This window comes from Bradyrhizobium nivariense (genome assembly GCF_029846695.2).
GTDB lineage: Bacteria > Pseudomonadota > Alphaproteobacteria > Rhizobiales > Xanthobacteraceae > Bradyrhizobium.
In genome coordinates this window covers 1-24,784 of record NZ_JARWCR020000006.1, presented here as the reverse complement: position 1 = coordinate 24,784, position 24,784 = coordinate 1, and the positions used below count along the sequence as shown (strand labels likewise).

General features: G+C 64.5%; 23 protein-coding genes. 11 read left to right on the top strand and 12 right to left on the bottom strand.

The window, feature by feature from the left end:
- Positions 1–252 precede the first annotated feature (252 nt).
- Both QCM77_RS07210 and QCM77_RS07205 read left to right on the top strand, forming a co-directional pair.
- The gene (locus QCM77_RS07210) at positions 253–1,143 is read left to right on the top strand and encodes an alpha/beta hydrolase family protein (RefSeq protein ID WP_279682610.1); all 891 of its coding nucleotides are present in this window, start codon (positions 253–255) and stop codon (positions 1,141–1,143) included.
- Between the two features lie 43 nt (positions 1,144–1,186).
- Entirely contained in the window at positions 1,187–1,594 is a 408-nt protein-coding gene (locus QCM77_RS07205) for a thiol-disulfide oxidoreductase DCC family protein (RefSeq protein ID WP_279682609.1), read from the top strand.
- A 191-nt stretch (positions 1,595–1,785) separates the two neighbouring features.
- Here QCM77_RS07205 and QCM77_RS07200 read toward each other — a convergent pair whose 3' ends face one another.
- The 6 genes from QCM77_RS07200 to QCM77_RS07175 all read right to left on the bottom strand — a co-directional run bounded on the left by QCM77_RS07200 (position 1,786) and on the right by QCM77_RS07175 (position 8,530).
- Entirely contained in the window at positions 1,786–3,033 is a 1,248-nt protein-coding gene (locus tag QCM77_RS07200) for a flavin monoamine oxidase family protein (protein ID WP_279682608.1), read from the bottom strand.
- Between the two features lie 173 nt (positions 3,034–3,206).
- Positions 3,207–5,033 carry a translational GTPase TypA gene (gene typA / locus QCM77_RS07195; RefSeq protein ID WP_279667740.1) on the bottom strand — a complete coding sequence of 609 codons (1,827 nt, stop codon included), beginning with the start codon at positions 5,031–5,033 and terminating at the stop codon, positions 3,207–3,209.
- A gap of 257 nt (positions 5,034–5,290) precedes the next feature.
- A complete protein-coding gene (locus QCM77_RS07190) occupies positions 5,291–5,557 on the bottom strand; it encodes a hypothetical protein (RefSeq protein WP_279682607.1) in 267 nt (88 codons plus the stop codon).
- On the bottom strand, positions 5,554–6,987 hold the full coding sequence (locus QCM77_RS07185) for a radical SAM protein (RefSeq protein ID WP_279682606.1): 1,434 nt from the start codon (positions 6,985–6,987) through the stop codon (positions 5,554–5,556). The genes QCM77_RS07190 and QCM77_RS07185 overlap by 4 nt, the downstream gene beginning before the upstream one ends.
- Complete coding sequence (locus QCM77_RS07180; protein ID WP_279682605.1) at positions 6,968–7,684, bottom strand: prolipoprotein diacylglyceryl transferase family protein; 717 nt, start codon at positions 7,682–7,684, stop codon at positions 6,968–6,970. Before QCM77_RS07180 ends, QCM77_RS07185 begins: the two co-directional genes overlap by 20 nt.
- An 81-nt stretch (positions 7,685–7,765) precedes the next feature.
- Positions 7,766–8,530, bottom strand: a complete 765-nt coding sequence (locus QCM77_RS07175) for a Crp/Fnr family transcriptional regulator (RefSeq protein WP_279682604.1) — start codon at positions 8,528–8,530, stop codon at positions 7,766–7,768.
- A 162-nt stretch (positions 8,531–8,692) separates the two neighbouring features.
- Between QCM77_RS07175 and QCM77_RS07170 the strand changes: the two genes are divergently transcribed.
- On the top strand, positions 8,693–9,091 hold the full coding sequence (locus QCM77_RS07170; RefSeq protein ID WP_279682602.1) for a response regulator: 399 nt from the start codon (positions 8,693–8,695) through the stop codon (positions 9,089–9,091).
- Between the two features lie 6 nt (positions 9,092–9,097).
- Here QCM77_RS07170 and QCM77_RS07165 read toward each other — a convergent pair whose 3' ends face one another.
- Together QCM77_RS07165 and QCM77_RS07160 are read right to left on the bottom strand one after the other, a co-directional pair.
- Positions 9,098–10,639, bottom strand: a complete 1,542-nt coding sequence (locus tag QCM77_RS07165; RefSeq protein WP_279682601.1) for an alkaline phosphatase D family protein — start codon at positions 10,637–10,639, stop codon at positions 9,098–9,100.
- Between the two features lie 103 nt (positions 10,640–10,742).
- Entirely contained in the window at positions 10,743–12,188 is a 1,446-nt protein-coding gene (locus tag QCM77_RS07160) for a TAXI family TRAP transporter solute-binding subunit (protein WP_279682600.1), read from the bottom strand.
- Positions 12,189–12,339: 151 nt separating this feature from the next.
- Here QCM77_RS07160 and QCM77_RS07155 point away from each other — a divergent pair, with 151 nt between their 5' ends.
- Together QCM77_RS07155 and QCM77_RS07150 are read left to right on the top strand one after the other, a co-directional pair.
- Positions 12,340–12,642 (top strand): 4a-hydroxytetrahydrobiopterin dehydratase, encoded by a 303-nt coding sequence (locus QCM77_RS07155; protein WP_279667748.1) that lies wholly within the window; start codon positions 12,340–12,342, stop codon positions 12,640–12,642.
- 102 nt (positions 12,643–12,744) lie between these two features.
- Entirely contained in the window at positions 12,745–13,125 is a 381-nt protein-coding gene (locus QCM77_RS07150; RefSeq protein WP_279682599.1) for a YkvA family protein, read from the top strand.
- Positions 13,126–13,305: 180 nt separating this feature from the next.
- Here the strand turns inward: QCM77_RS07150 and QCM77_RS07145 are convergent, their stop codons facing one another.
- The 3 genes from QCM77_RS07145 to QCM77_RS07135 form a co-directional block, all read right to left on the bottom strand.
- The gene (locus tag QCM77_RS07145) at positions 13,306–14,472 is read right to left on the bottom strand and encodes a TAXI family TRAP transporter solute-binding subunit (protein ID WP_279667750.1); all 1,167 of its coding nucleotides are present in this window, start codon (positions 14,470–14,472) and stop codon (positions 13,306–13,308) included.
- Between the two features lie 18 nt (positions 14,473–14,490).
- Entirely contained in the window at positions 14,491–15,348 is an 858-nt protein-coding gene (locus QCM77_RS07140) for a hypothetical protein (RefSeq protein ID WP_279682597.1), read from the bottom strand.
- A 435-nt stretch (positions 15,349–15,783) separates the two neighbouring features.
- A complete protein-coding gene (locus tag QCM77_RS07135; protein ID WP_279682596.1) occupies positions 15,784–16,758 on the bottom strand; it encodes an NADPH:quinone oxidoreductase family protein in 975 nt (324 codons plus the stop codon).
- Between the two features lie 145 nt (positions 16,759–16,903).
- On the opposite strand from QCM77_RS07135, the gene QCM77_RS07130 reads away from it, so the two are divergent.
- From QCM77_RS07130 to argG, 6 genes are all read left to right on the top strand, one after another.
- Positions 16,904–17,743, top strand: coding sequence for an SDR family oxidoreductase (locus QCM77_RS07130; protein WP_279682595.1), 840 nt, complete (start codon positions 16,904–16,906; stop codon positions 17,741–17,743).
- A 117-nt stretch (positions 17,744–17,860) separates the two neighbouring features.
- Positions 17,861–18,523 carry an invasion associated locus B family protein gene (locus tag QCM77_RS07125; protein WP_279682593.1) on the top strand — a complete coding sequence of 221 codons (663 nt, stop codon included), beginning with the start codon at positions 17,861–17,863 and terminating at the stop codon, positions 18,521–18,523.
- Between the two features lie 181 nt (positions 18,524–18,704).
- Positions 18,705–19,907: a dual-specificity RNA methyltransferase RlmN gene (rlmN, locus tag QCM77_RS07120; RefSeq protein WP_279682591.1), complete on the top strand. Its 1,203-nt coding sequence runs from the start codon at positions 18,705–18,707 to the stop codon at positions 19,905–19,907.
- A 157-nt stretch (positions 19,908–20,064) separates the two neighbouring features.
- Positions 20,065–20,559 (top strand): hypothetical protein, encoded by a 495-nt coding sequence (locus tag QCM77_RS07115; RefSeq protein WP_279682589.1) that lies wholly within the window; start codon positions 20,065–20,067, stop codon positions 20,557–20,559.
- 54 nt (positions 20,560–20,613) lie between these two features.
- Positions 20,614–21,390, top strand: coding sequence for a phosphatase PAP2 family protein (locus QCM77_RS07110; RefSeq protein ID WP_279682588.1), 777 nt, complete (start codon positions 20,614–20,616; stop codon positions 21,388–21,390).
- Positions 21,391–21,482: 92 nt separating this feature from the next.
- Complete coding sequence (gene argG, locus QCM77_RS07105; protein WP_279667759.1) at positions 21,483–22,820, top strand: argininosuccinate synthase; 1,338 nt, start codon at positions 21,483–21,485, stop codon at positions 22,818–22,820.
- A gap of 147 nt (positions 22,821–22,967) precedes the next feature.
- Here the strand turns inward: argG and QCM77_RS07100 are convergent, their stop codons facing one another.
- Positions 22,968–24,218 carry an OmpA family protein gene (locus QCM77_RS07100; RefSeq protein WP_347882357.1) on the bottom strand — a complete coding sequence of 417 codons (1,251 nt, stop codon included), beginning with the start codon at positions 24,216–24,218 and terminating at the stop codon, positions 22,968–22,970.
- Positions 24,219–24,784 lie beyond the last annotated feature (566 nt).

The following is a 24,784-nucleotide window of genomic DNA, read 5'->3' as shown; positions in this document are numbered from 1 at the left end:
TCAAACCAAGTCGCCGGGCCGGCGGCAAGACCTATCGTTAATTATCGGTTAACGTGTGGACTTTCTGCATCAGTATTTTACCCATGTTGTACCGAAAAAAGACAAGACGCCAATTCGAACGGCACCGGCGTGCCATGCGTCGGTGCAAAACTGCTTTGGCGCAATGAATGAACGGCAATGACAACGCGGAAAGTCTGCCGATATTGATTCGTTCCTACTAGTGTGACGTCGCTGTTCTCGCTCCGGCAATTCATGCGGCTCCTCAATACCCTTGTGCTTCTGCCTCTGTTGGCCTTGCTGACTGCGCCGCCCGTGTGCGCTCAGGTCACGTTTGGTTCGTCCGGAGCGGAGAGCGATCCGTTTCGCCGGCAGCAATGGCGCGTGCCATCACCGGATACCGACATCGCCGCGCATGCGCTGCTGTTTCGTCCACCAGGTGCCGGCCCGTTCCGGCTTGCGGTGATCGCGCATGCCTCGACGCAAAATGGCTTGCGGCGCGCACAAATGCCCCAGCCGGAATACCGCGCGCTCAGTGCATTCCTCGTTACGCGCGGCTTCGCCGTGCTGGTGCCGGAACGGCTCGGCCATGGCGCGACCGGCGGCCGCTATGTCGAGGAGCAGGGTGGCTGTGACGAGGCGGACTACGTGCGCTCGGGTCGCGCAACGGCCGACGAAATCTCGCTCGCGCTGGACTATTTGCGAAAGCAGGATTTTGTCCGCAAGGACGCCGCGATCGTGATCGGCCATTCCGCCGGCGGTTGGGGCGCGCTGGCGCTCGCGAATGCCGATCCGAAGGCGATCTCTGCCATCATCGCCTTAGCGCCCGGCCGCGGTGGCCATGCCAATGATGAGCCGAACCGGATCTGCGCGCCGCATACGCTTCTTGCAGCGGCGGCTGAATTCGGCAAGGCCGCGCGTATCCCCGTCACGTGGCTCGTTGCCGCCAATGACAGCTACTTTGCACCGGCATTTTCGATTGCGTTGGTCGACGCGTTTCGCGGCAGCGGCGGCACGGCCGAGTTCCGCACCTTGCCGGCCGCGGGCGGCGAGGGTCACTGGATGATCGAAAGCGAAGCCGGCGTCAAAGCCGCGAGCGCCGAACTCGATCGCGCGCTGAAGCCGGTGGCTGGCACAAAGCCATGACGCTGTATTTCCTGGTCACGCCCCCGATGCTGGATAATCGCTGATGCCAAAATGGCCTGACGACGACGTGATCCTGTTCGACGGCGTCTGCATCTTCTGCTCGCGCTGGGTGCGGTTCGTCGCGCAGCGTGACACGGCGAAGCGATTTCGCTTCACGCCGATCCAGTCGGACTATGGCGCCCGGCTCGCGCGCACGTTCGGCATCGATCCGGATGATCCCGACACCAATGCCGTGGTCCATGGCGGCGAAGTAATCATGAAATCGGACGCTGCGCTGACGGTGCTGTCGCAGCTCCCCGGCTGGGGCTGGGTGCGCATGCTGTTCACCGTGCCGAAGCCGCTGCGAGACCCCGTCTACAGCCTCATCGCGCGCAATCGCTACCGCATCTTTGGGAAGTATGATGCGTGCTTCGTGCCGGATGCGGATTTGCGGGCGCGGGTGATCGAGTGACTCGTCAATGCGAGCGCAGTCGTGCCTACAAATTCAGTGTCGTCCCGGCGAAGGCCGGGACCCATAACCACAAGGCGATGTTTGGCGAACCCTTGCAGTCGAGGGATCAATCCCCGGTACGAACATCTTGATTCACCGAGAGATCACGCGGTATGGGTCCCGGCCTTCGCCGGGACGACACTAAGGTCTCGTCAGCGCTTCCCAATAGCCGCAAGCACTTCCTGCGCCGCCCGCTCCCCTGAGTCCCTCGCGCCATGCGCCGTCGTGAAGAAGGTTGGCGACGTCGCCTCGCCGCCAAAGAACAGCCGCCCATCCACCGGCGCGGCCAGCACGGCGCGCTCCCCGGCATGTCCCGGCAGCGCATGCGAGTAGGAGCCTCTTGCGAAGGGATCGTGCGCCCAGCGCGACTCGTAGAGCGGCTTCAGCTTTCGCCGGATATCGTTGCCGAGAAAGCCTGCGATCTCGCCGATGCTTTGCGCGGCAATAGCGCCTTCGCCGGCGTGTTCCAGTTCGCGGGCAAAGCTGCCGCCGAAGAAGCCTTCGATGCAGGGCTGGCCGAACGGGCGGATATGATAGGTGCCCATGTCGGTGCGCATGGTGGCGCCGCGCAGGTTTCCTTCCCTAGGGAAGGCCTCGGCATCGTCGAGCGCCAGCGTGACCTTGTCATCGACACCGAGCGGCAGGCCGGCCGCGGCATCGACTTTGGCGGCGAGCGGCGGCGAGAAGCGGATCGCCTCATTGGCGATGAGATTGGTCGGGACGGTGACGATCACCTTGCTCGCGATCAGCGTGCCCTGCGATGTCTCGATGCGGATGCGCCGGCCGGAATGATCGATCAGCGTGACGTTGCAGTTCAGCGCCACCGGACAGGACGCGCCATAGGCCTCGATGAGCGCGCCATAGCCGCGGCGGACGCGCCAGTTGAGGTCACTGTCCTCATAGGCGTCCCAGTCCAGCGTCGACATGTCCTTCAGTTCGCAACCGTTGATGTAGGTCGAGACCGCGTCGATCATGGGATTCCAGCGATTGCCGGGCTCGAGGCTCAAGCTCGCGGGTGCATCCTTGCCCTTCTCGGCGGCCTTCCAGAGCCGCTGATAGAAGGCGTCCATCGCGCGCATGAAATCGTCGCGCTCGGCTTGCGGAAACGCGTTGCCGAAGGTGCGCTCGCGCCAGGGCGGCAGGTCCTTGTTGATCTCGAAATCGAGCTGCTTCGCAATCGCGACGAAGGAGTTGTTGTCCGCCGAATGCAGCCAGCCGCAGCCGACGTCGAAGGTGACTTCGGGCGAGGCCTGCACCGTCCAGGCCCGACCGCCGAGCCGGTCGCGCGCCTCCAGCACGATCACGGAGAGGCCGGAGCCTGCCAGCGCATGCGCCGCGCCGAGGCCGGCGGCACCCGCGCCGATAATCGCGACGTTAACGGAGGAGGGCAGGGAGCTCATGAGCGGGCTCTAGCACGTTCGCGAAGAGTGCTGAAGTCACCACGGCACGCACTGTCATCACCCGCGAAAGCGGGTGATCCAGTATCCCAGAGGCAGTTGTTATAGAGCCGAGAGGCAGCGGCGTACTGGATTCCCCGCCTTCGCGGGGAATGACAGAGAGTGAAAGCGACGGCTTACGCCACCGCTTCCTTGGATTTTTCCGCGCGCTTGCGCTCGTTCGGGTCGAGGTGCCGCTTGCGCAGGCGGATCGACTTCGGCGTGATCTCGACCAGCTCGTCGTCCTCGATATAGGCCAGCGCCTTTTCCAGGGTCATGCGGATCGGCGGGGTCAGACGCACCGCTTCATCCTTCGACGTGGTTCGGATGTTGGTGAGCTGCTTGCCCTTGAGCACGTTGATCTCGAGGTCGTTGTCGCGGGTATGCTCGCCGACGATCATGCCCTTGTAGACCTTCCAGCCCGGCTCGATCATCATCGGGCCACGATCTTCCAGCTTGAACATGGCATAGGCCACCGCGTCGCCCTGGTCGTTGGAGATCAGCACGCCGTTGCGGCGACCCTGGATCTCGCCCTTATACGGCGCGTAGCCGTGGAACAGGCGGTTCATGATCGCGGTACCGCGCGTGTCGGTGAGCAGTTCGCCCTGGTAGCCGATCAGGCCGCGGGTCGGCGCGTAGAACACCAGCCGCAGGCGGTTGCCGCCGGACGGCTTCATCTCGATCAGCTCGGACTTGCGCTCGCTCATCTTCTGCACGACGACGCCGGAATGCTCCTCGTCGACGTCGATGACGACTTCCTCAATCGGCTCCAGGGTGGCGCCGGTTGCCTCGTCCTTCTGCAGGACGACGCGCGGACGCGACACCGAAAGCTCGAAGCCTTCGCGGCGCATGGTCTCGATCAGGATCGCGAGCTGCAATTCGCCGCGACCCGAGACTTCCATCGCGTCCTTGTCCGACGCTTCGACGACCCGCAACGCGACGTTTCCTTCGGACTCGCGCAGCAGGCGGTCGCGGATCATACGGCTGGTCACCTTGTCGCCTTCCGTTCCGGCGAGCGGCGAGTTGTTGACAATGAAGGACATCGACACGGTCGGCGGGTCGATCGGCTGCGCCACCAGCGGGGTCTCGACCGACGGATCGCAGAAGGTGTCGGCGACGGTGCCCTTGGTCAGGCCGGCGATCGCGACGATGTCGCCTGCGTCGGCTTCATCGAGCGGGGTGCGCTCGATGCCGCGGAAGGCGAGGATCTTGGTGATGCGGCCCTGCTCGATCATCTTGCCGTCGGCGCCCAGTACCTTCACGGCCTGGTTCGGCTTGATCGAGCCTGAGGTGATGCGGCCGGTGATGATGCGGCCGAGATAGGGGTTGGCTTCCAGAATGGTGCCGATCATGCGGAACGGGCCTTCCTCGACGGTCGGCGGCGCGACATGGCGCACGATCAGGTCGAACAGCGGCTGCATGCCGGCTTCGTGCGATCCATCCGGGCTATCGGCCATCCAGCCCTGCTTGGCAGACCCGTAGAGGATCGGGAAGTCGAGCTGCTCCTCGCTGGCGTCGAGCGCCGCGAACAGGTCGAACACCTCGTTGATGACTTCGGTCGCCCGCGCGTCGGGGCGGTCAACCTTGTTGATGACGACGATCGGCTTCAGACCGACCTTGAGCGCCTTGGAGACCACGAATTTGGTCTGCGGCAGCGGGCCTTCGGCGGCGTCCACCAGCACCAGCGCGCCATCCACCATGTTGAGGATGCGCTCGACCTCACCGCCGAAATCGGCGTGGCCTGGGGTGTCGACGATGTTGATGCGGGTGTCCTTCCACTGCACCGAGGCCGCCTTGGCCAGGATGGTGATGCCGCGCTCGCGCTCCAGATCGTTGGAGTCCATGGCGCGCTCGGTCACCTTCTGGTTCTCGCGATAGGTGCCGGATTGCTGGAGAAGACGGTCGACCAGAGTCGTCTTGCCGTGGTCGACGTGGGCGATGATGGCGATGTTGCGAAGGTTCATGAGTGAGCTTCTTTGCAGTCAGACAATGGGTTAAGCGCGATCTCGCCGGTCAGACCGGGACCTCTTCTCGAAACAACGCTGGAAGATCGGAAACGGGGCGCTTTCCGCCCAAAAAGGGACGCCCGGCATATCGACCAGGCTCCCTACGCGTTGCGGCGCAATATATGCAAAAACGGCCAAAAAACAATGTGTTCTTTGGCCCTTGGTTGATTGAATTTTGTCCGGGAATTCCCGGGGGTTAGGCGGAAAAGCCGGGCTCAGGCGCGTCGACCCCTGATCGCCGCCCAGATCAGGGCAACCCCGCCCATCCCCACGACCAGGCCCAGGAAGACCAGCGGCGCGATGTCGGAATCGATCCGGCCGCTGGCGGATATCGAAGTTCCGCCAAAGAGCAGGGCACAGAGACCCGGCAGCAGCATGATGATGCCGAAGCCCGCCATGAGGGCGGTCAGGCAGCCGCCGCGCTGGTTCGGCGGCGGCAGCGAAAGCGAGGGAGGGGGTGGCGGGTTATCAGTGCTGGTCATCCCTCCAACACTCCTTCCGGCACAGCCTGCATTGCGAGTTCGGCGCGAATACCGTCGATCTTCCCGTTCCGGTAGAACAAATTGTAGGTGTCGAACGGGATGATTGCGCCGCTCTCGGTGACGAAATGGATGCAGCTGCGCTTGACGTTGCCGACGCAGAAATTGAAGCGATCGAGAAACTGCACGATGGTGACGCGGAACACGTTCTCGTAAGTGAGGCCGTGCGGTACCTCGAAGCTCGGCAGGCAGCACAGCAATTCGCAGACGCGCTCGCTGGTGTTCAGCGGCCCCGATGACAGCGAAAACAGATCGACGAATTTTTCCCGCAGTACCGGATGCTTCTCCGGGCTGATCGTGTTGGGCATCAATGCGACCAGTTGCTCCTGCGGGATCAGCGAGGTCAGCGGCAGCACCTTCTCGCCATTGCGCAGGCCGTAACCGATCGAGATGCTTTCGGGGTTGCAGGGCAGCGGGATCATGTCGTTGTCGCCGAACACGCCGGTTTCGACCACGCGTTTCCGGATCTCCGACAGCATGATGCGGTCGGTGTTCTTGTCGAAATTCTCGTTGCGACCGGCGTCCTGCACCGGCTGAAGCGTGACGCCGCGAACGCACTTCCAGCTCAGGGCATGGCGGACGATGTCGCCGATCTCGGCATCGTTGACGCCGCGCTTGATGGTCGCCACCAGCGTGGTCGACAAGCCGTAATGCTCGAGATTCTCCAGCGCCTGCTGGCGGATCTTTCGCAGATCCGCCCCGCGCAGGTTGATCAACGCGTCGCGTTCGAGCGAGTCGAACTGGAGATAGACCTCGAGCCCGCGCTTGTTCTCGGCGAGCCGCGCCACGAAATCCTTTTCGCGGGCGATACGCAGGCCGTTGGTATTGATCATGACATGGCGGATCGGGCGGGCGCGCACCGCATCGAGGATCGCGAAGAAATCCGGATGCAGCGTCGGCTCGCCGCCGGAGATCTGCACCAGGTCAGGCTCGCCTTCGCTGGCGACCAGCGCGTCCAGCATTCGCTCGATCTTGGCCAGCGGCGTGAAGCTGGTCCGCGCCGGCGAGGAATCGGCAAAGCACACCGGGCAGGTCAGATTGCAATGCTCGGTGATCTCGATCAGCGCCAGGCAGGAATGCTGCTCGTGGTCGGGGCACAGGCCGCAATCGTAGGGGCAGCCGAATTCGGTATGCCGTTGAAAGGCGAGCGGCCGGTCGCCGGGCTTGATGAAATCCTTGCACAGGCGCCAATAGGCTGCGTCCGTCGACACCAGCGTCGACTGCACGCCATGCTCCTTGCAGCGCTTCTCGTACCAGACCTCGTTGTCGAGGATCTGGATCTTGGCCGGCACCAGCTTCAGGCAGGTCTCGCACAGAGACTGGGTCTGGCCCCAGAAGATATAGGGGCGCGACTTACGCAGCGGCGCGTTCATGCATGGGTCTCGCTTTGGGCGCCGTCGCCAGCATGACAGCGGCGTAGAGCAGGATGGTCAGCGACAGCAGGTGAAACAGCGTGAAGGGGCCGATCAGCGTGCCATAGGGCTTGAGGAATTCCCACAGGAAGCGCTGTGCTCCATAATAGACGAGGACGAGGTAGAAACCATTGGTGATCACAAACGCGCTCCGGTTCAAGATCGCCAGCACATAGAGCAGCGCAAATGCGCCCATCGCGGCGCTCTCGTAGAGCTGCACGGGATGGCGAGTTACGCCGTCGCCGAAATCATGGCCGAAGGGCAACGCCGTCGGCGTGCCGTAGGTGAAATCGTCAAGGCCCGCGAAATAGCAGCCGAGCCGGCCGACCGCGATGCCCAACGCCAGCGGCAGCGCGAACCGCGCGCCGGTTCGTACAGTGATCCCTGCGGACCATTTGTAGAGCTCGATCGCCACGATGCCGCCGGCGAGCGCACCTTCGACCGAGCGCGCAATGCCGCTCTGGCCCGACAGCCACAGATTGGCGGAGCCGAACAAATAAGCGCCGAGGCCCGCACCGAACACCAGCGCGGCGATGTAGGGCAACTCGAAGGATTGCGCCGGAAACCGCAAATCCTGTCGCGACAGCCAGTAGACCGCGACTGCCGCCGCCAGCCACGCTGCGATGTCGAAGAGAGTGTGAAGGAAAGCCCCGCTCATGCGGGGATATTAGCGCAGGTCCAGGCCACGCGGGATAGTGCGCTCCCGCACCTCTCCACGCCGGAAGAGCGAGGCGGGCGGCTACCCGGCTTCGCGCTCCTCGGTCGGATAGACCCCGCGCAGCACCTCCTCGAAGTGCATCTTCACGGCCTCGTTGCACAGGCAGGCGCGCAGGCGCAGGCCATCGCGGTTGCGGACCAGGATCGATCCGCGCCGTGTGTCGAGCACGCCTTCCGCCTTGAACGACTGGAGCACGCGGCTGGCATAGCTGCGGCCGACGCCGAGCAGCGTCGCGAGTTGTTCGTGCGTCAGCGGCACGCTGCTCGCGTCGCCGGTGCGCTCCATCGCCGCCAGCATCCATTTGGCCGTGCGCTGCTCGATCGAGTGAATGGCGTTGCAGGCGGTGGACTGGAAGACCTGCGCCAGCATGCAATCGGCGTAGCGGGCGAAGATGTGCCGAAACGAGACCGAACGCTGCTTGGCGGCCTCCAGTTTGCCGACGTGAATCCGCGCAAACGGCCCGCCGAATTTCACGCAGATTCGGGTATAGGCCGGCAGATAGCCCTCGCTGACGATGCCGCCCACCGCGCCTTCGCGGCCGACCAGGATGGTCTCGACATCGCGGCCGTCCTCATTGGGAACCAGGAAGGTCGCAAGCGCCGGCCCGCATGGAAAATGGACGATTTGGACGTCGTCGCCGGGGTTGTAGAGCAGTTCATTCGCCGCTGCGTTTTCGACCATGACGTGTGGTGCAAGCAGGGCGTAGTCGGCCTGGCTCAAGCGCCGCAGCAGATTGTTGGTCGGCCGGCTGTCGATCTCGGTGGCGTTGCGGGTGCGCGCGTCCATCGTGAACTCCTCATCCGCCTCCCACATTAGCGAGTTCCGCCAAGACCCCTGTGTGCACAAGTGGACAGACTGGAGAACTGCGATGTGGTGGGTTTCGTTCCGGGAACCCGCCGCGCTGGGTGCAGGCACCGCGTCGCGGCTGTCCTGATCAGAAAGCCCCTCATGCTTCAAAACGAGATTATGGCCCCCGCTTTACCCGACGGCTCCGATTGCCCTGCCGATGTCCTGATCGTCGAGGACGATCCGATCATCGCGATCGACTTCGAGGATCGCCTGCTCGGATTTGGCGTGAAGAGCGTGCGCACGGTGGGGTCGGTGGCGCAGGCGCTGGCTGCGATCGCGGCGCGGGCCCCTGATTTTGCGCTGCTCGACGTCGAGCTGAGGCGGGAGAAGAGCATTGCGGTCGCCGAGCGGCTGGCGGCCCTGAAAATTCCCTTCGTCTTCGTCACCGGTTATGGCGCCGAGGCACGGATCGCTTCCGATTTCGTCAAACGGCCGCGTTTGCAAAAGCCATGCTCGAGCGAGGCGCTGGAGGCCGCGCTACGGTCGCGCGGCGCCTGAAGCCGATCAGGCCAGCCTGGGATCAAGCGTGGTCGACCACAGCGCGACATCGGCGCGGTCGCGCAAGGTCACCGTCATCTGGCCGGAGGCGCCGTCGATCTTGACGTGACCGAAGAATTGCATGCCGGCGGACGGCGGCAGGTTCTGGTCGTCCTTGCCCGGCGCCTTGACGAAGCGCACCTCCGGCCCAAACGTGTTGTCGAGCGCGTTCGGACCGAACGTGCCGGCGTGCAGTGGCCCCGAGACGAATTCCCAGAACGGCTCGAACTCCTGGAATTGCGCCTTGTTCGGATCGTAATAATGCGCGGCGGCGTAGTGCACGTCCGCGGTCAGCCACACGGTGTTCTTGATCGGCGCCATCTTGATGAAGCGCAGGATGTCGGCGATCTCGAACTCGCGGCCGCGCACCGGGCCGTCGCCTTGCGCGAACGCTTCCGAGCCGCCCTTCGGCGTGTCGGACACGACGAGGCTGAGCGGCATGTCGGAGGCGATCACCTTCCAGGTCGCGCGCGAATTCAAAAGGCCGCGCTTGAGCCAGGCCATCTGGTCCGGGCCGAGGAAGTAGCTGGCCGGGCCGTAAGTGGTTTCGAGATTGGGGCCGTTCGGGCCGCGATAGCTGCGCTCGTCGAGCACGAACAATTCGAGATGCGGGCCGTAGGAGATCTGGCGATAGACGCGGCCGGGCTCAACGATGCTCTCGCGCATCGGATGCATCTCGTGGAAGGCACGGCCTGCGCGGGCCGCAAGCAGCGTGATGTCGCGCTCCTTGTAGGTCGCCGGCAGCTCCTTCGACAGCGACCAGTTGTTGGTCACCTCATGGTCGTCCCACTGCACGAAGATCGGCACGTCGGCATTGAAGGCGCGGACATTGTCGTCGGTGAAATTGTATTTGTGCGCGGCCCGGTACTCGTCCAGCGTCTCGGCGACCTTGGCCTTCTCGGGGATCGTGACGTTCTTCCAGATCTTGCCGTCGGCGAGCTTCACCTCCGATGCGATCGGACCGTCGGCATAGATGGTGTCGCCGGAGTGCAGGAAGAAATCCGGACGGTGCTTGCGCATCGCCGAGAAGGTGAACATGCCGCCGTCGTCGGGATTGATGCCCCAGCCCTGGCCGGCGACGTCGCCGCCCCAGACGAAGCTGACGTCGCGGCGGTCGGCCGGCGCGGTGCGGAAGCGGCCGGTCACCGGCTCGCCCTCCACCGCGGTGTGCGAAAGATCGCGGAAGCGGACGCGATAAAAGATGTCCTGTCCGCCCGGCAGGTTTTCGATCAGCATCTTTGCGGTGAAGTCGCTCTCGGGCAGCGCCGCGATCGGCGGCAGCGCCCGGGCATCCCTGAACGATTCCGTCGTCGCCACTTCGACCAGCATCTGCGCAGGCCGGTCGGTGCGCGCCCAGACCACGCCACCGTCGACGGTGACGTCGCCCGACTGCACGCCATGGGTCACGGCCGGCCGGTCGGCCGCGCGGGAGAGATAGGGCACTGCGACCGCGCCCAGCGCGCCGGCACTGGTTGTCAGGAAACGGCGGCGGGAGAACTTGATGTTCATGGCACGTCTCGATATCGCGTGAGGCGACGGCCCAGGCGGCCGCCACGGTGAAGTCCGACGCTATATTGAGACAATGTGACGCAGCGATTACGCGCGCAGGCGCTTACGCGTTGCCGGCGGCCCTGAACGCTGCACCCGTGCGTTGCAGGTTCTGCGGCAGGCTGAACAGCACCGCCTTGCGGTCGGCGACGGCGGCGTGGAACTGGTCGAGCGCGATGTTGAAGGCGGTGAGCGCGGCTTCCTCGATCGCGCCGTGATCGAAACAACGCAGCGTGTCGCGCAGGATCTCGTCGGCCTCGGTCTGCATCTGGTCGAGCTCTTCGGTCGTCTCGCTCTTCCGTGCGGCGGTGATCATGTCGAGCAGCCGCTCGCGCAGATGGCTGTTGGTGTTGCGCTCGTCCTTCTTCAAATAGCCCGCAAACCAGGCGCCGATCGAGCCCATGGCCGAGAGCGCCATCAGGGTCCACCAGATGTAATCGCTGTATTTGTCGAGGAAGGTCTTTTCCTCGCCGTCGACGAAGGCGGCCGCACCCGGATGCACCGGAATCACCGCATCCTTGTCGGTGTCGGGTGTCTCGATCTTCGCCGCCAGCGGGAATTCCGCCACCAGTTGCTGGCGCACGGCGAAGAGCTGACGCGTGAACGCTGCAATGGTGGTTTCGGACACGGTTTTGCGTGCCACGATGTGGTGCGAGAAGCTGATGGTCTTCACCTCTTCGTCCGGACGATCGGGCGAGCCGCCATAGGTGCCCGCGGGGATCTCGGACGCTTCATAGGCCGGATGGTTCTGCGCGATCGCATCCGCCGAATCGATCGCGAGGAAGGTCGGCGTGCCAAAATCCTTGGCGGAAGCGGCGATCGCATCTGACGTGATCTTGCTGTTGACGGGACCGGCCGCGAGATAGGCGTCGACCTTCTGGGTGCGGATCGCCTCGGCGGCTTCATTGGCCGGGAATTGCACGATCTCGACCTTGGCGGGATCGACGCCGTATTGCTGGAGAATCACCTTGAGGAGGTTGACGTTGGCCTGGGTGCGGCCGACCACGCCGACGCGATGGCCGGCGAGCTGCGCGACCTTGGTGATCTTGGCGCCCTTCTTCTTGCCCTTGCCGGGGACGGACCACAGCACCACGACGTTCTTGCGCAGGGTCGCAACGGCTTGCGCGTTCTTCGGCACATCGAGATCGCCGCGTACGATGGCGAGATCGGCCTTGCCCTCTGCGAGCAAACCGGCGCTGGCGGTGGCGCCGTCGGTCTGGATCGGACGCAGCCGCACATAGCTCTTGTTCTGCGCGAAGGCCTGGGTCAGTGCCTGCACGACCTTGACGTCATCGCTGTTGGCGGGGCCGACCGCGATCTTCAGCATCACAGGCCGCATCGCGAAATAATAGCCACCGACGAGCGCGCCGACGATCGCAAGCACAAGCGCGAGAGTCACGAGTGCCGTCTTCCGCGCCGCGTATCGCGGCGAAGGCGGAGAGGGCGCTTCGGCCAGGTCCAATTCCCCGGTCATCGTTCTCCCGAACAGGCTCTTGAGGCTCAGCTTCATCTTGGCCGGCGATTTACACCTGCAATTGTAGCAAACTTCTTGTCCGGCGGGGTTACATCTCCGTCATGGTTAGCGGATGGCGGAAATCCCGTATGAACCAGGGACGCCCGCCGGTGTTAGGGTAAAGTTCCCCTGAACGACGGAGACGGTCATGGCAGAACGGCTGACGGCGGACGCACGCAAGCAGGCGCTGAGCGCAATACCGGGCTGGAGCGAAACCCAGGGCCGCGACGCCCTCGGGAAAACCTTTGTCTTCAAGGATTTCAACGAAGCTTTCGGCTTCATGACGCGCGCCGCGCTGGTCGCCGAAAAGATGGATCACCATCCCGAATGGCGCAACGTCTACAAGACGGTGGAGGTGGTGCTTTCGACCCATGACGCAGGCGGGGTCACCGCGCTCGACATCGAGCTGGCCAAGGCGATGAACGCCATCGCCAAGCTTACACCGGGCTGACGTCTTGCAGGGACCGGCCGCATCCCCATCTTGTGATCAGCACGGGATGCGGCGATCTGCCGCCCTGGCGCCACCCTTGGCTGAACGGGGAGTTTGTCGAACATGGCTGCCGAACACAGTGTCGGTTTCGAGCCGGCCGATCGGCTCGCGGAGGATCGGGAGAGCGTGCGCCGCCGCTTCTGGCGCAAGCTGAAGCGTGTCGCCGCGCAACTGCCGTTCGCGGAGGACCTGCTCGCCGCCTATTACTGCGCGTTCGACCGGCAGACGCCGCGCCATGTCCAGGCCTCGCTGCTCGGGGCGATCGCCTATTTCATCCTGCCGTTCGACTTCGTTCCCGACGTGATGCCGATCCTCGGCTTCACCGACGACGCCGCCGTGCTCGCCACCGCGATCCGCATGGTCGCCAGCCACATCACGAATGAGCACCGCGAAGCCGCCCGCACCGCGCTGAAGCTCGGCGTGGATGAGGCGGAAGCGGCGTAGTAGCGGGCGGTTCAACCACACCCACTGCCGTCATTCCCCGCGAAGGCGGGGAATCCAGTACGCCGCGGCTTCTCGATTCAATCACTGGCGTCTCGGACTACTGGATCGCCCGGTCAAGCCGGGCGATGACAGTGAGCGTTTGGATGGTGCTTGCGACACCATCGGTCGCAACGACGCCCGCTACTTCTTCTCCGGCACCGCCTGCGCCCGCGCCTTCTCCGCGTCCCACGCCTGGAATTGCCTGAACAGCGTTTCCTTGTCTGCGTCGGACACCTTTGCAGCGGTCGGGCTCTGCGTCAAAAACGCCTCGAAGCGCTGGCGTGCCACCGGCTCGACACCGTGCCGGTCGAGCCATTGCTGCGCCACCGGCAATCTGTTCCAGCCCGACAGGGGCGCTGCGAGCGAGACCTCCTTCCACTTGGGATGGAAGGGCGGGTTCTGCAGCGCGGGGAATTTCGCGAAGAACGCGTCTACGAACAGCGCGAGCTTGCGATAGCGCTCGGTATTGGGCGCCCAGTTGTAGGCCGCGAGCACCGCAGGCACCGCGATCGTGTCCACGCTCTCGCCGTCCTTGATCAGGTTTGGATAGTCCTTGGCGGTCAGCGTGGCCGGCAGATAGTCGCTCTGGAGCGGCTTGGCATAGTCGACTTTCGCAAGATGAAAGCGACCGTCATTGCCGAAGGTCGAGACCGACTTGTACGGCTTGCCGCCGACTACGATGACGGCGTCGATCTCACCGGCCTTCAGCTTCTCCATCGCGATGCGCTGCTCAACATAGACGAATTTCGCCTTGATCCCGAGCCGTTCGAACACGGTGAGGGCGGTGACGAAGGTGCCGCCGTTCGGCAGGTCCACGCTCACCGTCTTGCCTTCGAGATCTTTCAATGTCGCGACCGATTTCGGCGCGATCACCTGCATCTCTTCGTTGTAGAGCTTGGTCACATAGGTGAACTGCTTCTTGATGTCCTTGGCAAAACCCTTGCGTTCGAGATAGTCGAGCGTATCGGCCCGCACGATGCCGAGATCGACGCCTTGCAGGAACAGGATGTCGGCAACGCTCTGCACCGAGCCGCGGCCGACGATCGGCAGCACGCGGATCTTGTTGCCATCGTCGAGCACGGAGGCGAGGTCCGCGCCGAACTGCACATAGGTGCCGCCGATCGTGCCGGTGATCAGCGTGACGGTGTTGGCGTTCAGCGACTGCTTGGTCGAGGTCGAGCCGAACTGGAAGATGGCCTTCAGGCCGTCCGAGACCTTGGCCGGATCGTATTCGGCCTGCTCGGCGCGGGCCGCAAAGGCACAGATCGTCATGATGGCGGCAAGCGCCATTCTCAAAGCGTTACGCATGATGTCTCCTGAAGTGTTCTAGTTCTGAAGCTGGGCGAGGCGCTGCTGCGCCTCCGCCGATCCGAGTGCCGCGGCCTTTTGATACCAGTCGCGTGCGGCGGTCGCGTCGGCGGCGATGCGCCGCGCGTCGCTGGTGCCCAGCACGGCCGGGTCATAGGTCTGCGCCAGCAGATGGGCGGCCGTCGCATCCTGTGCATCGGCTGCGCGTTCGAGCAGCAGGCGCGCCGCAACGATATCGCCGACCGTCAACAGGCTCTTCGCGCGCGCCATCAGCCCGGCCAGCGTGTCGGCGTCGAGCGTCCTGGCGGGCGGAGGGGACGGAGGCTGCGCCGCGACAGGCGCGGGCGCATGCACTGGCGGTTGGGCTTGCAGCGCGGTCTGATAGGCACTCGCGATCGCTTCGCGGCTCGGCGTCGACGGTGCAGGGAGATCCTGCACGTCAGCGCTCGCCGGCATCGTGCGGGCCGGATCCTTGATCGGGACCTGCCGCGCAACCGGCGCGTTGGCCGACGCCATCGCCTGGTCCAGCGCGAAGCCCGCCGAGCCACCGGCCTCGGCGGCGAAGATGCCGCGAAGGTCGGACTGAAACAGCGCGGCCAGAATTGCCAGGGTGGATGCCACCAGAACGGCCGCGAGAACGGCCGCGAGAACACGCGGGACAATTCTGACTCGGGGACGCAACTCCTGCGGCGTATATTCCCCTGGGTCCGGCGCACCGAGCGGATCGGACAGGAACAGTGGAATTGGATCGTCCGACGACGGATCGACCCGTGCGGCGCGCGCACGGATATAGGACGCGACGGACGGATGTGATGCAGCTTGATCGGAATCGAACGCTCTCGATTCCCTGGACGGACGGTGCGCCGTCGTCTCCATGGTGATGCTTCCCCATAACTAACGCAACGCAGGGGCAATCCCGGCTTTAGTCTTTTTGTTATTGTCCAGAAGTTCCCCGCAAACTGGAGCCGGTAAATCGCAGTTTGAATCAGCCCAAAAAGCGACGGCGGTTTGCGCGAATCGGGAGACATTGGGGTTTGATTAGGGCGAGGCGGGGGAATGCACCGCAATTTTGACGGTGATGGTTGAGGGCGTTCTACCGGGCGACTGCATGCGGAAGCGCGGGGTGAAAGAAGCGGAGGCGCAATAGCACGCTCCAATGTCGTCCTGGCGAAAGCCAGGACCCATTGCCCAGCAAGTCCTTTGGCGAAGACTCGTCGTTCGGTATTGCGACCGAACGCTACCGATTCCGCGGTATGGGTCCTGGCTTTCGCCAGGACGACTTGCGGAGGGAGTCTTCGCCATTGCATCACCTCACGGATGCAAGATCACCTTGCCCATGGCCTGACGTCCCGCGAGCACCTTCAGCGCGTCGGCGGTCTGTGCCAGCGGGAAGACGCGATCGACATGCGAGGAGATCTTTCCTTCCGCTGTCCACTTCACGAGCTTCTCGAGATTGGCGCGGTTCTTGGCCGGGTTGAGGCGCGTCCATGCGCCCCAGAACACGCCACGGATGTCGCAGCCCTTCAGCAGTGCGAGGTTCAGCGGCATCTTTGGAATGTCGCCGGCGGCAAAGCCGATCACGAGGAAGCGGCCTTCCCAGGCAATCGAGCGTAGCGCCTGCTCGGCATAGGCGCCGCCCACGGGATCGAAGATGATGTCGACGCCCTTGCCGCCGGTGAGTTTTCGCAAGCCTTCCTTTAAATCTTCCTTGCCGTAGTTCAGCGTCAGCTCGGCGCCATGCGCCTTCGCGAATTCGAGCTTCTCGTCCGACGAGGCGCAGGCGATCACCTTCAGGCCCATCAGCTTGCCGAGCTCGCAGGCCGCTAGACCGGTGCCGCCGGCGGCACCGAGCACCGCGAGCGTTTCGCCCGGCTTCGGGCTCGCGCGATCTTCCAGCGCATGCAGCGCGGTGCCGTAGATGATGATGATGCCGGCCGCGCGGTCATAGTCGAGATTGTCGGGAATCTTCACGATCGATGCCGCCGGCAGCGCGATCTTTTCGCGCGCGCCGTTGTGGCCGCAGGAAGCGACGACGCGGTCGCCGACCTTCACGTCAGTCACGCCGGGGCCGATGCTCTCGATCACGCCCGCAACTTCGGCGGCCGGCGAGAACGGGAACGGCGGCTTGACCTGGTACTTGCCCTGGATCATCAGGATGTCGAAGAAGTTCAGCGCCGCCGCCTTGATCGCGATCACCGCTTCGCCGGGACCGGCCACCGGATCCGGCACGTCGGCCAGAACGAGATCGTCGGGCTGGCAATATTGCGAGCAGAGGATGGCTTTCATGGCGGCACCTTGGGCGTTTCGAGCGGGATTATAGTTTGCCCGTTTCTGCCGGATTTAGGCACGGGCCACAATCCGGTTTCTTTGTCAGAGACCATGCACTGGCCTATCCTCGCAACGCCCAAATCCGCGGAGAAGGATTCAAACGATGTTTGAAACGAGTCTGCTTAGGGACAAGCGCATCCTCGTCACCGGCGGCGGCTCGGGCCTCGGCGCCGCGATGGGGCGCCGTTTCCTCGCGCTCGGTGCGGAGCTCGTGATTTGCGGCCGGAAGCTCGATCGGCTGGAAGCGACGGCGAGCGAGCTGCGCGAAGAGACCGGCGGCAAGGTTACAACCATCGCTTGCGATATCCGCGACGGCGCCGCCGTCGAGAGCATGATGGATGCCATCTGGCGCGAGGCGCCGCTCGATATTATCGTCAACAATGCCGCTGCGACCTTCATCGCGCAGAGCGAGCATCTCTCATTCCGCGCCGCGGACGCGATCCTCGCCCCGACCCTGCATGGCGCGATGTATTGCACGCTTGCCGCCGGCAAGCGCTGGATCGAGGGCAGGCATGGCGGCGTCGTGCTCTCGATCCTCTCGACCTCGACCATCACCGGCCGCGCCTTCACCGTTCCCTCGGCGATGGCGAAGTCGGCGGTGCTGGCGATGACCAAGAGTCTTGCGGTCGAGTGGGGCCCGAAAGGCATCCGCACCGTCGCGATCGCGCCGGGACCGTTCCCGACCGCCGGCGCATCGGGGCAGCTTCGCCCCGAGGATCGCGACGAGGGGTGGGCCGCGCGCAACCCGATGGGGCGCACCGGCGAGCACAGCGAGCTTGCCGACCTCGCCAGCTTTCTGGTCTCCGACCGTGCCGGCTACATCAACGGCGAGATGGTGGTGATCGACGGTGGCGCCCATTTGCGCAGTTCCGGCGCCGAGGATTTGTTGCGCTGGACAGATGCGCAATGGTCGGAGCAGCGCGCCGCGCGATCCAAAGCCTAGTCATCGCGACCTTCGCTAACTGCCTTCCCAAATTGGAGTTTCCCGGCTATCCCTGCCGCAGGGACAACGCGCGGCCGGGCCATCTTCCAGTCACAATATTGAGGGAACCACTCCAGCATGTGGCGGGTGCTGATTTTAGCTTTGATGACTGGCGTGGCAGCCTGTGGAATCACCAATTCCGCACGGGCACAGACGGCGCAACCGGCGCCCAAGGCTGCAGCGAAAGAGACTGCGCCGAAATCGGCTGCGCCTGGGGCCAATACAACTGGGAAGACGGCTGCAAAGCCAGAGAGCAAGCCGATGGCCCCGGCTGCGGCGGTTGCGGGCGGCGCCGAGCCAACCCTGATCGGCCAGTTCGGCACCTGGGGTGCCTATTCGGCCACGCCCAACGGCAAAAAGGTCTGCTTCGCGCTGGCCAAGCCGTCGTCGTCGAAGACCAACCCGCCGAATCGGCCCCGCGATCCTGCCTATGCCTTCGTCTCCACCCGTCCGGCGGAGAAGGTCAACAACGAAGTCTCGGTCATGATTGGCTATGCGCTGAAGCCGGGCTCGGAATCCTCGGTCGAGGTCGGCGGCGCGGCTTTCGCCATGTACTCGCAGGGCGACGGCCTCTGGATCAAGAACGCGGCCGAGGAAGAGCGGATGGTGGAGGCCATGCGCAAATCCGCCGATCTCGTGGTCAAGGGCGTCTCGTCGAAGGGAACCGAGACGACCGACACCTTCTCGCTGAAGGGCCTCGCCCAGGCGCTTGACCGGATCTCCCAGGATTGCAGGCGTTAAGCCTGCGGTCGATAAGGTCGCAATCGGCAATTCCGGTTGCTATATAGAGGCGGTTCCACAATTTCAGTCGTCATGGCCGGGCCTGTTCCGGCCATCCACGCGGTAACCGCAGGCGGAAAAAGAACGTGGATGCCCGGGACAAGCCCGGGCATGACGAGACAGCAGCAACCTCAGGCAACCGATGCAACCGACGACCGAGCCGCACAACGCAACACTGCTGGAGAAGACTCCGCTCGAAACCTATGTGCCGCCGGCCAAGCCGTCGCTGATCGGCCTGTCGCGCAGCGAGCTTGCCGATTGCCTCGGCGAGATCGGCGTCGCGCCCGGGCAGCGCAAGATGCGCGTGCAGCAGCTGTGGCACTGGATCTATTTCCGCGGCGCCCAGAATTTCGACGAGATGACGTCGGTCTCGAAGACGATCCGCGGCTCACTCGCCGAGCGCTTCACCGTCGACCGGCCCGAAGTTGTGGCCGAGCAGATCTCCAACGATGGCACCCGCAAATGGCTGCTGCGGCTGCCGAGCGGCGACAATGTCGAGCGGGCGCATGAAGTCGAGTGCGTCTACATCCCCGAAACCGATCGCGGCACGCTGTGTGTGTCTTCCCAGGTCGGCTGCACGCTGAACTGCTCCTTCTGCCACACCGGCACGCAGCGCCTAGTGCGCAATCTCACCGCCGGCGAGATCGTGGGACAGGTGATGGTCGCGCGGGATCGTTTGAATGATTGGGCCGATCGCGAGGACGGCACGCGTCGTGTCACCAACATCGTGATGATGGGCATGGGCGAGCCGCTCTACAATTTCGACGCGGTGCGCGATGCGCTGCTGATCGTCGGCGACAATGAAGGCATCGGCATCTCCCGCCGCCGCATTACGCTGTCGACCTCGGGCGTGGTGCCGAACATCGTGCGCGCGGGCGAGGAGATCGGCGTGATGCTCGCAATCTCCCTGCATGCGGTGCGCGACGAGCTGCGCAACGAGCTGGTGCCGCTCAACCGCAAATATCCGATCGCCGAACTGCTGCAGGCCTGCCGCGACTATCCCGGCGCATCGAACGCGCGCCGCATCACCTTCGAATATGTGATGCTCAAGGGCGTCAACGATTCGCTCGACGACGCCAAGCTGCTGGTGAAGCTGCTCAAGGGTATTCACGCCAAGATCAATCTGATCCCGTTCAATCCCTGGCCCGGCACGGCCTATGAATGTTCGGACTGGGACCAGATCGAAAAGTTCTCCGAATACATCTTCAACGCCGGCTATTCCTCGCCGGTGCGCACCCCGCGCGGCCGCGACATCCTGGCGGCTTGCGGCCAGCTGAAGTCGGAGACCGAAAAGCTCTCCGCCAGGGAACGCCAGGCGCTGCGCGCCATGGCGATGACGGACTAGCGATCATGTTAGCGCTCTCGCCTCCTCGCCATTGCGAGCGAAGCGAAGCAATCCAGAATGTCACCGCGGAAGCAGTCTGGATTGCTTCGTCGCATCAGCGCAAAGTTGCTACGCAATTTTGTCGCGAGCTCCTCGCAATGACGGTGGTTTTGGCGTCATGTCCCTGATCGGCCGCCTCATCGTCATCTTCATCGGCTTTCTCGCCGCCTGTTTCGTCGGCGGCATGATCGTCGTCGTCGCGCTGCTGTTTCCGGAATTCGCCGATCTTGGCGCCGGTCCCGTCGATCAGGGCACGATCGACATCCTGCTTGGTTTCGGCTTCATCTTCGTCTCCGGTTTTGCGCTGGTGCCGGCGGCGGTGATCGTCGCGATCACCGAAGCGCTCTATATCCGCAGTGCGCTCGCTTATGCCGTCGGCGGCGGCCTCGTGGGGCTCGCCTGCTATCTCGGCCTCGTCCCCTTTCACTCCGAGACGTTGCAGTTCGAAGGGATCGTGCGGCGTCACCTGGAGATCATGACCGGTGCCGGCATCGTCGCCGGTGTCGTCTACTGGCTGATCGCCGGTCGCAATGCCGGCGCCTGGCGCAATCCGCCGCCCCCGCGCAATCCGCCTCCGCCGCTGCCGTCACAGTCGCGGCCGGATGCGCGATGAGTCGCGCCGATTCCGGGGTTTTCATCCCCGCCCCACTCGGCTAAACCGCGCGCCATGAACCGGACCGGACTCTTCATCGCCCTGGCGCTGTGGCTCGTGATCGGCGTCGTTTTCGGCCTCTATCCCGAGCTCGATCTCAAGCTCGCCGCGCTGTTCTTCGACCCTGACACCAAGACGTTTCCGCTCAAGCTGAACGATTGGGCCGGCTTCGCGCGCGATGCCGCGATGTGGGTCGCCTGGGCGTTCGTGCTGCCTCCGCTGATCGCACTTGTGGTCAAGATGTTCCGGCCCGACCGCCCGCTGATGGTATCGGGGCGCGCGATCGTCTTCCTGCTGGTCACGATCATCATGTCGGCCGGCATACTCACCAATCTCACCTTCAAGACCTATTGGGGCCGGCCGCGCCCGGTGGTCGTGACGCAGTTTGCCGGCGACCAGCAATTCGTGCCGTGGTGGGATCCGCGCGGCGACTGCGCGCGCAACTGCTCGTTTTTCTCGGGCGAGGGCGCCACCGCGTTCTGGACGCTGGCACCAGCTGCACTGGCGCCGCCGGCGTGGCGGCCGCTCGCTTATGCCGGAGCCGTGGTGTTCGGCCTCGTGACATCAGGGCTGCGGATGGCCTTCGGCGGCCATTTCTTCACCGATGTCTCGATCGCCGGCCTCGTCACCTTCGTCGTGATCTGGTTTGCCTACGCGCTGATTTACCGCTGGCCGCGCACCCGGTTTTCGGACGAGGCGGTCGATGCCGCCCTGACCCGGCTGAACTGGCCCGCCTACCGGCTTCGCCAGCGCCTGTTCGGCCGCAAGACGGGTACCGAGCCGTCGATCTGAGCCATTAAATGGGTGCCGAGGCGTGCGAAATTTGATATTCGCGCGGTCAACCCGCCCTCACATCAGCCCTTTGAGACCCGATTGGAAGCGCCATGACCACGATCCTGAAAAGCCTGCCCAAGGGTGAAAAAGTCGGCATCGCTTTTTCGGGCGGTCTCGACACCAGCGCGGCGCTGCTCTGGATGAAGCAGAAGGGCGCGCGCTGCTACGCCTATACCGCCAATCTCGGCCAGCCGGATGAAGCCGACTACAACGAGATCCCGCGCAAGGCGATGGAGTTCGGTGCGGAGAAGGCGCTGCTCGTTGATTGCCGCACGCAGCTCGTCCACGAAGGCATTGCCGCGATCCAGTCCGGCGCCTTCCACATCTCGACCGGCGGCATCACCTATTTCAACACGACGCCGCTCGGGCGCGCCGTGACCGGTACGATGCTGGTCGCGGCCATGAAGGAAGACGGCGTCAACATCTGGGGCGACGGCTCGACCTTCAAGGGCAACGACATCGAGCGGTTCTATCGCTACGGCCTTTTGACCAATCCCGGCCTGCGCATCTACAAGCCCTGGCTCGACCAGCAATTCATCGACGAGCTCGGCGGCCGCGCCGAGATGTCGGCGTTCATGACCGCCCAGGGTTTTGCTTACAAGATGAGCGCCGAGAAGGCGTATTCGACCGACAGCAATTTGCTTGGCGCCACGCATGAAGCCAAGGATCTCGAGAGCCTCGACAGCGGCATCAAGATCGTCAACCCGATCATGGGCGTGCCGTTCTGGCGCGACGACTGCAACGTCAAGGCCGAGAAGGTCGTGGTGCGTTTCGAGGAGGGCCAGCCGGTCGCGCTGAACGGCCAGACCTTCTCCGATCCCGTCGCGCTGTTCCTCGAAGCCAACGCCATCGGCGGCCGTCACGGCCTCGGCATGAGCGACCAGATCGAGAACCGCATCATCGAGGCCAAGAGCCGCGGCATCTACGAGGCGCCCGGCATGGCGCTGCTGCACATCGCCTATGAGCGCCTCGTCACCGGCATCCACAACGAGGACACCATCGAACAGTACCGCATCAGCGGCATGCGTCTCGGCCGCCTGCTCTATCAGGGCCGCTGGTTCGATTCGCAGGCCCTGATGCTGCGCGAGACCGCGCAGCGCTGGGTCGCGCGCGCCGTCACCGGCGAGGTATCGCTCGAGCTGCGCCGTGGCAACGACTACTCGATCCTCAACACCGAGAGCCCCAACCTCACCTATGCGCCGGAGCGGCTCAGCATGGAGAAGGTCGAGGACGCGGCGTTTACACCGGCCGATCGCATCGGTCAGCTCACCATGCGCAATCTCGACATCAACGATACCCGTGCCAAGCTGAAGCTGTACACCGACACGGGCCTGTTGTCGGGCAGTGAAGGCTCGCAGATCTTCCGGCTCGAGAACGACAAGGACTGACGCACTCGTAGCCCGGATGGAGCGAAGCGAAATCCGGGACTTTCTAACCAAGCCGATAGAACCCGGCTTACGCTTCGCTCCATCCGGGCTACGAGGCAAAAAAATGGCCGGGATCGCTCCCGGCCATTTTGCATTTTGTGCTTCGCCTCAGCGCGGCGGGGCGGTGCCGGGCGGGGGCGGCGGCAGCGAGGCCTGGCCGCCGTTGAGCAACGGCGTGATGTTGCGGACGGTGACGCGCCGGTTGATCGCGCTCGGTCCTTGCGTCTGCTCCTTCAGGTACTGCTCGCCGTAGCCCTGCGACGTCAGGTTCTCAGACGGCACACCGAATTGCTGGGTCAGCAATTCGGCCGCGGACTGGGCACGACGATCCGACAATGACAGATTGTCGACGTCGTTGCCGACCGCGTCGGTGTGACCTTCGATCAGGAACACCACGCGCGGGTTGGCCTGAATCGCACGGTTGAGACCGTCGGCGATCGACTGCAGCTTCGCCGCTTGGTCCGGTGGGATGGTCCACGATCCCGTCTCGAAGTTGATCGTGTTGAGGTCGATGCTCGGCATTTGCATGCGAACATTGGGGCTGTAGCGGATCTCGTCGAGCGTGTAGCGACGGTTGATCCGTTGCACCGGCGGCGCCACCATCGTCTGGTAGATCACGTCCGGCGACGCTTCGTCGGCGTCGACGATATAGCGATCGTAGGGAATGTTCACGACTGGCGGCGGCGCATCGACATAGAACCCCCCGACCGATTGCGGATCGCGATAGCTGTTGTCGATGATGATGATCTCGCGCCCGCCGGGGTCCCTGCGGATTCGACGCAGCAGCCGACCGTCCGGACCGACAACAGTAACGATCTCGCTGCCGTCGGGACGGATCACCACGGTGCGGGTATCGGCGCCGACAGTTTCGGTGCGGATGTCGCGGGCGCCATAGCGGAAGCGATAGAGATCGTTGCCGCGGACGTAGGTCTGCCCACCCGGATCGCGGATGATGATGCGGTCCGGCTCGGTGTAGACGGTGCGGCCGCCTTCGACGGACTCGCGTCGCTGGTTGCGGTAGTCGGCGATGGTGGCGCCGATCACGGCACCGGCGACCACGCCTGCACCGATCGCGAGCGGTGTCAGGTCGCGCTGTGGCGGACGCGGCGGCGGCGGCAGCGGCGCTGCGACCGTAGGCGCAGTCCGGAACGCGGGAGCGACGGTCGGGTGAGCGAATTGCGCCCTGTCGGGCGGCGGCGTCGCGGCCGCGGAGCCCGGGACGGTGCTCGGTGCCGCAGCGCCGGCGGGGGGAGCCGGTGGCCGGGGCGGGGCGCCTGCCTGCGGCTGGGTCGGCGGAGTTCCGGCAGCGGGCGCACCAGCAGGAGGCGCGCCGCCCTGGCGTCCCGGGGGCGGTGTCACGGCGCCACCGGGGGCCGGCGTCGTTGTCGGGGCCGGGGTTGCGCCGGGCGCGGGAGCCGAACCTGGACGTCCGGACGGCGGCGTCGGAGCGCCACCGGGGGCCGGCGTGGCGGTCGGTGCAGGCGTGGCGCCTGGAGCAGGTGAGCCTGCAGCCGGAGGCGCGCCAGGACGTCCGCCAGGGGGCGGTGCACCGGGGCGGCCAGTCGGTGGCGTACCCGGCGTGCTGCCCGGAGCCGGCGTTGCGGTCGGCGCAGGGGTTGCTGTCGGAGCAGGCGTGGCGGTTGGGGCAGCAGGCGTCGCCGGGCGCGCTGCGGGAGCAGCAGGTGTCGGAGCCGGCGTTGCCGTGGGCGCAGGCGAGGGTCGTCCCTGTCTCTTATACACATCTCCGAGCCCACGAGACCCCAGCCTCTCTATTCTTCTCTCCGCTCCCTCAAAAAAAAAAGTGTCTTCGTCTCCTGCCACTTCTCGAGGTCGGGTTTTACTTCGCCCGACTTTTGCTCCTTCTCCGGATTGCCCTTCCACGGCTTGTCCGTCTGGGCATGCGATCCCCAGTCGTTCTGCTGCCG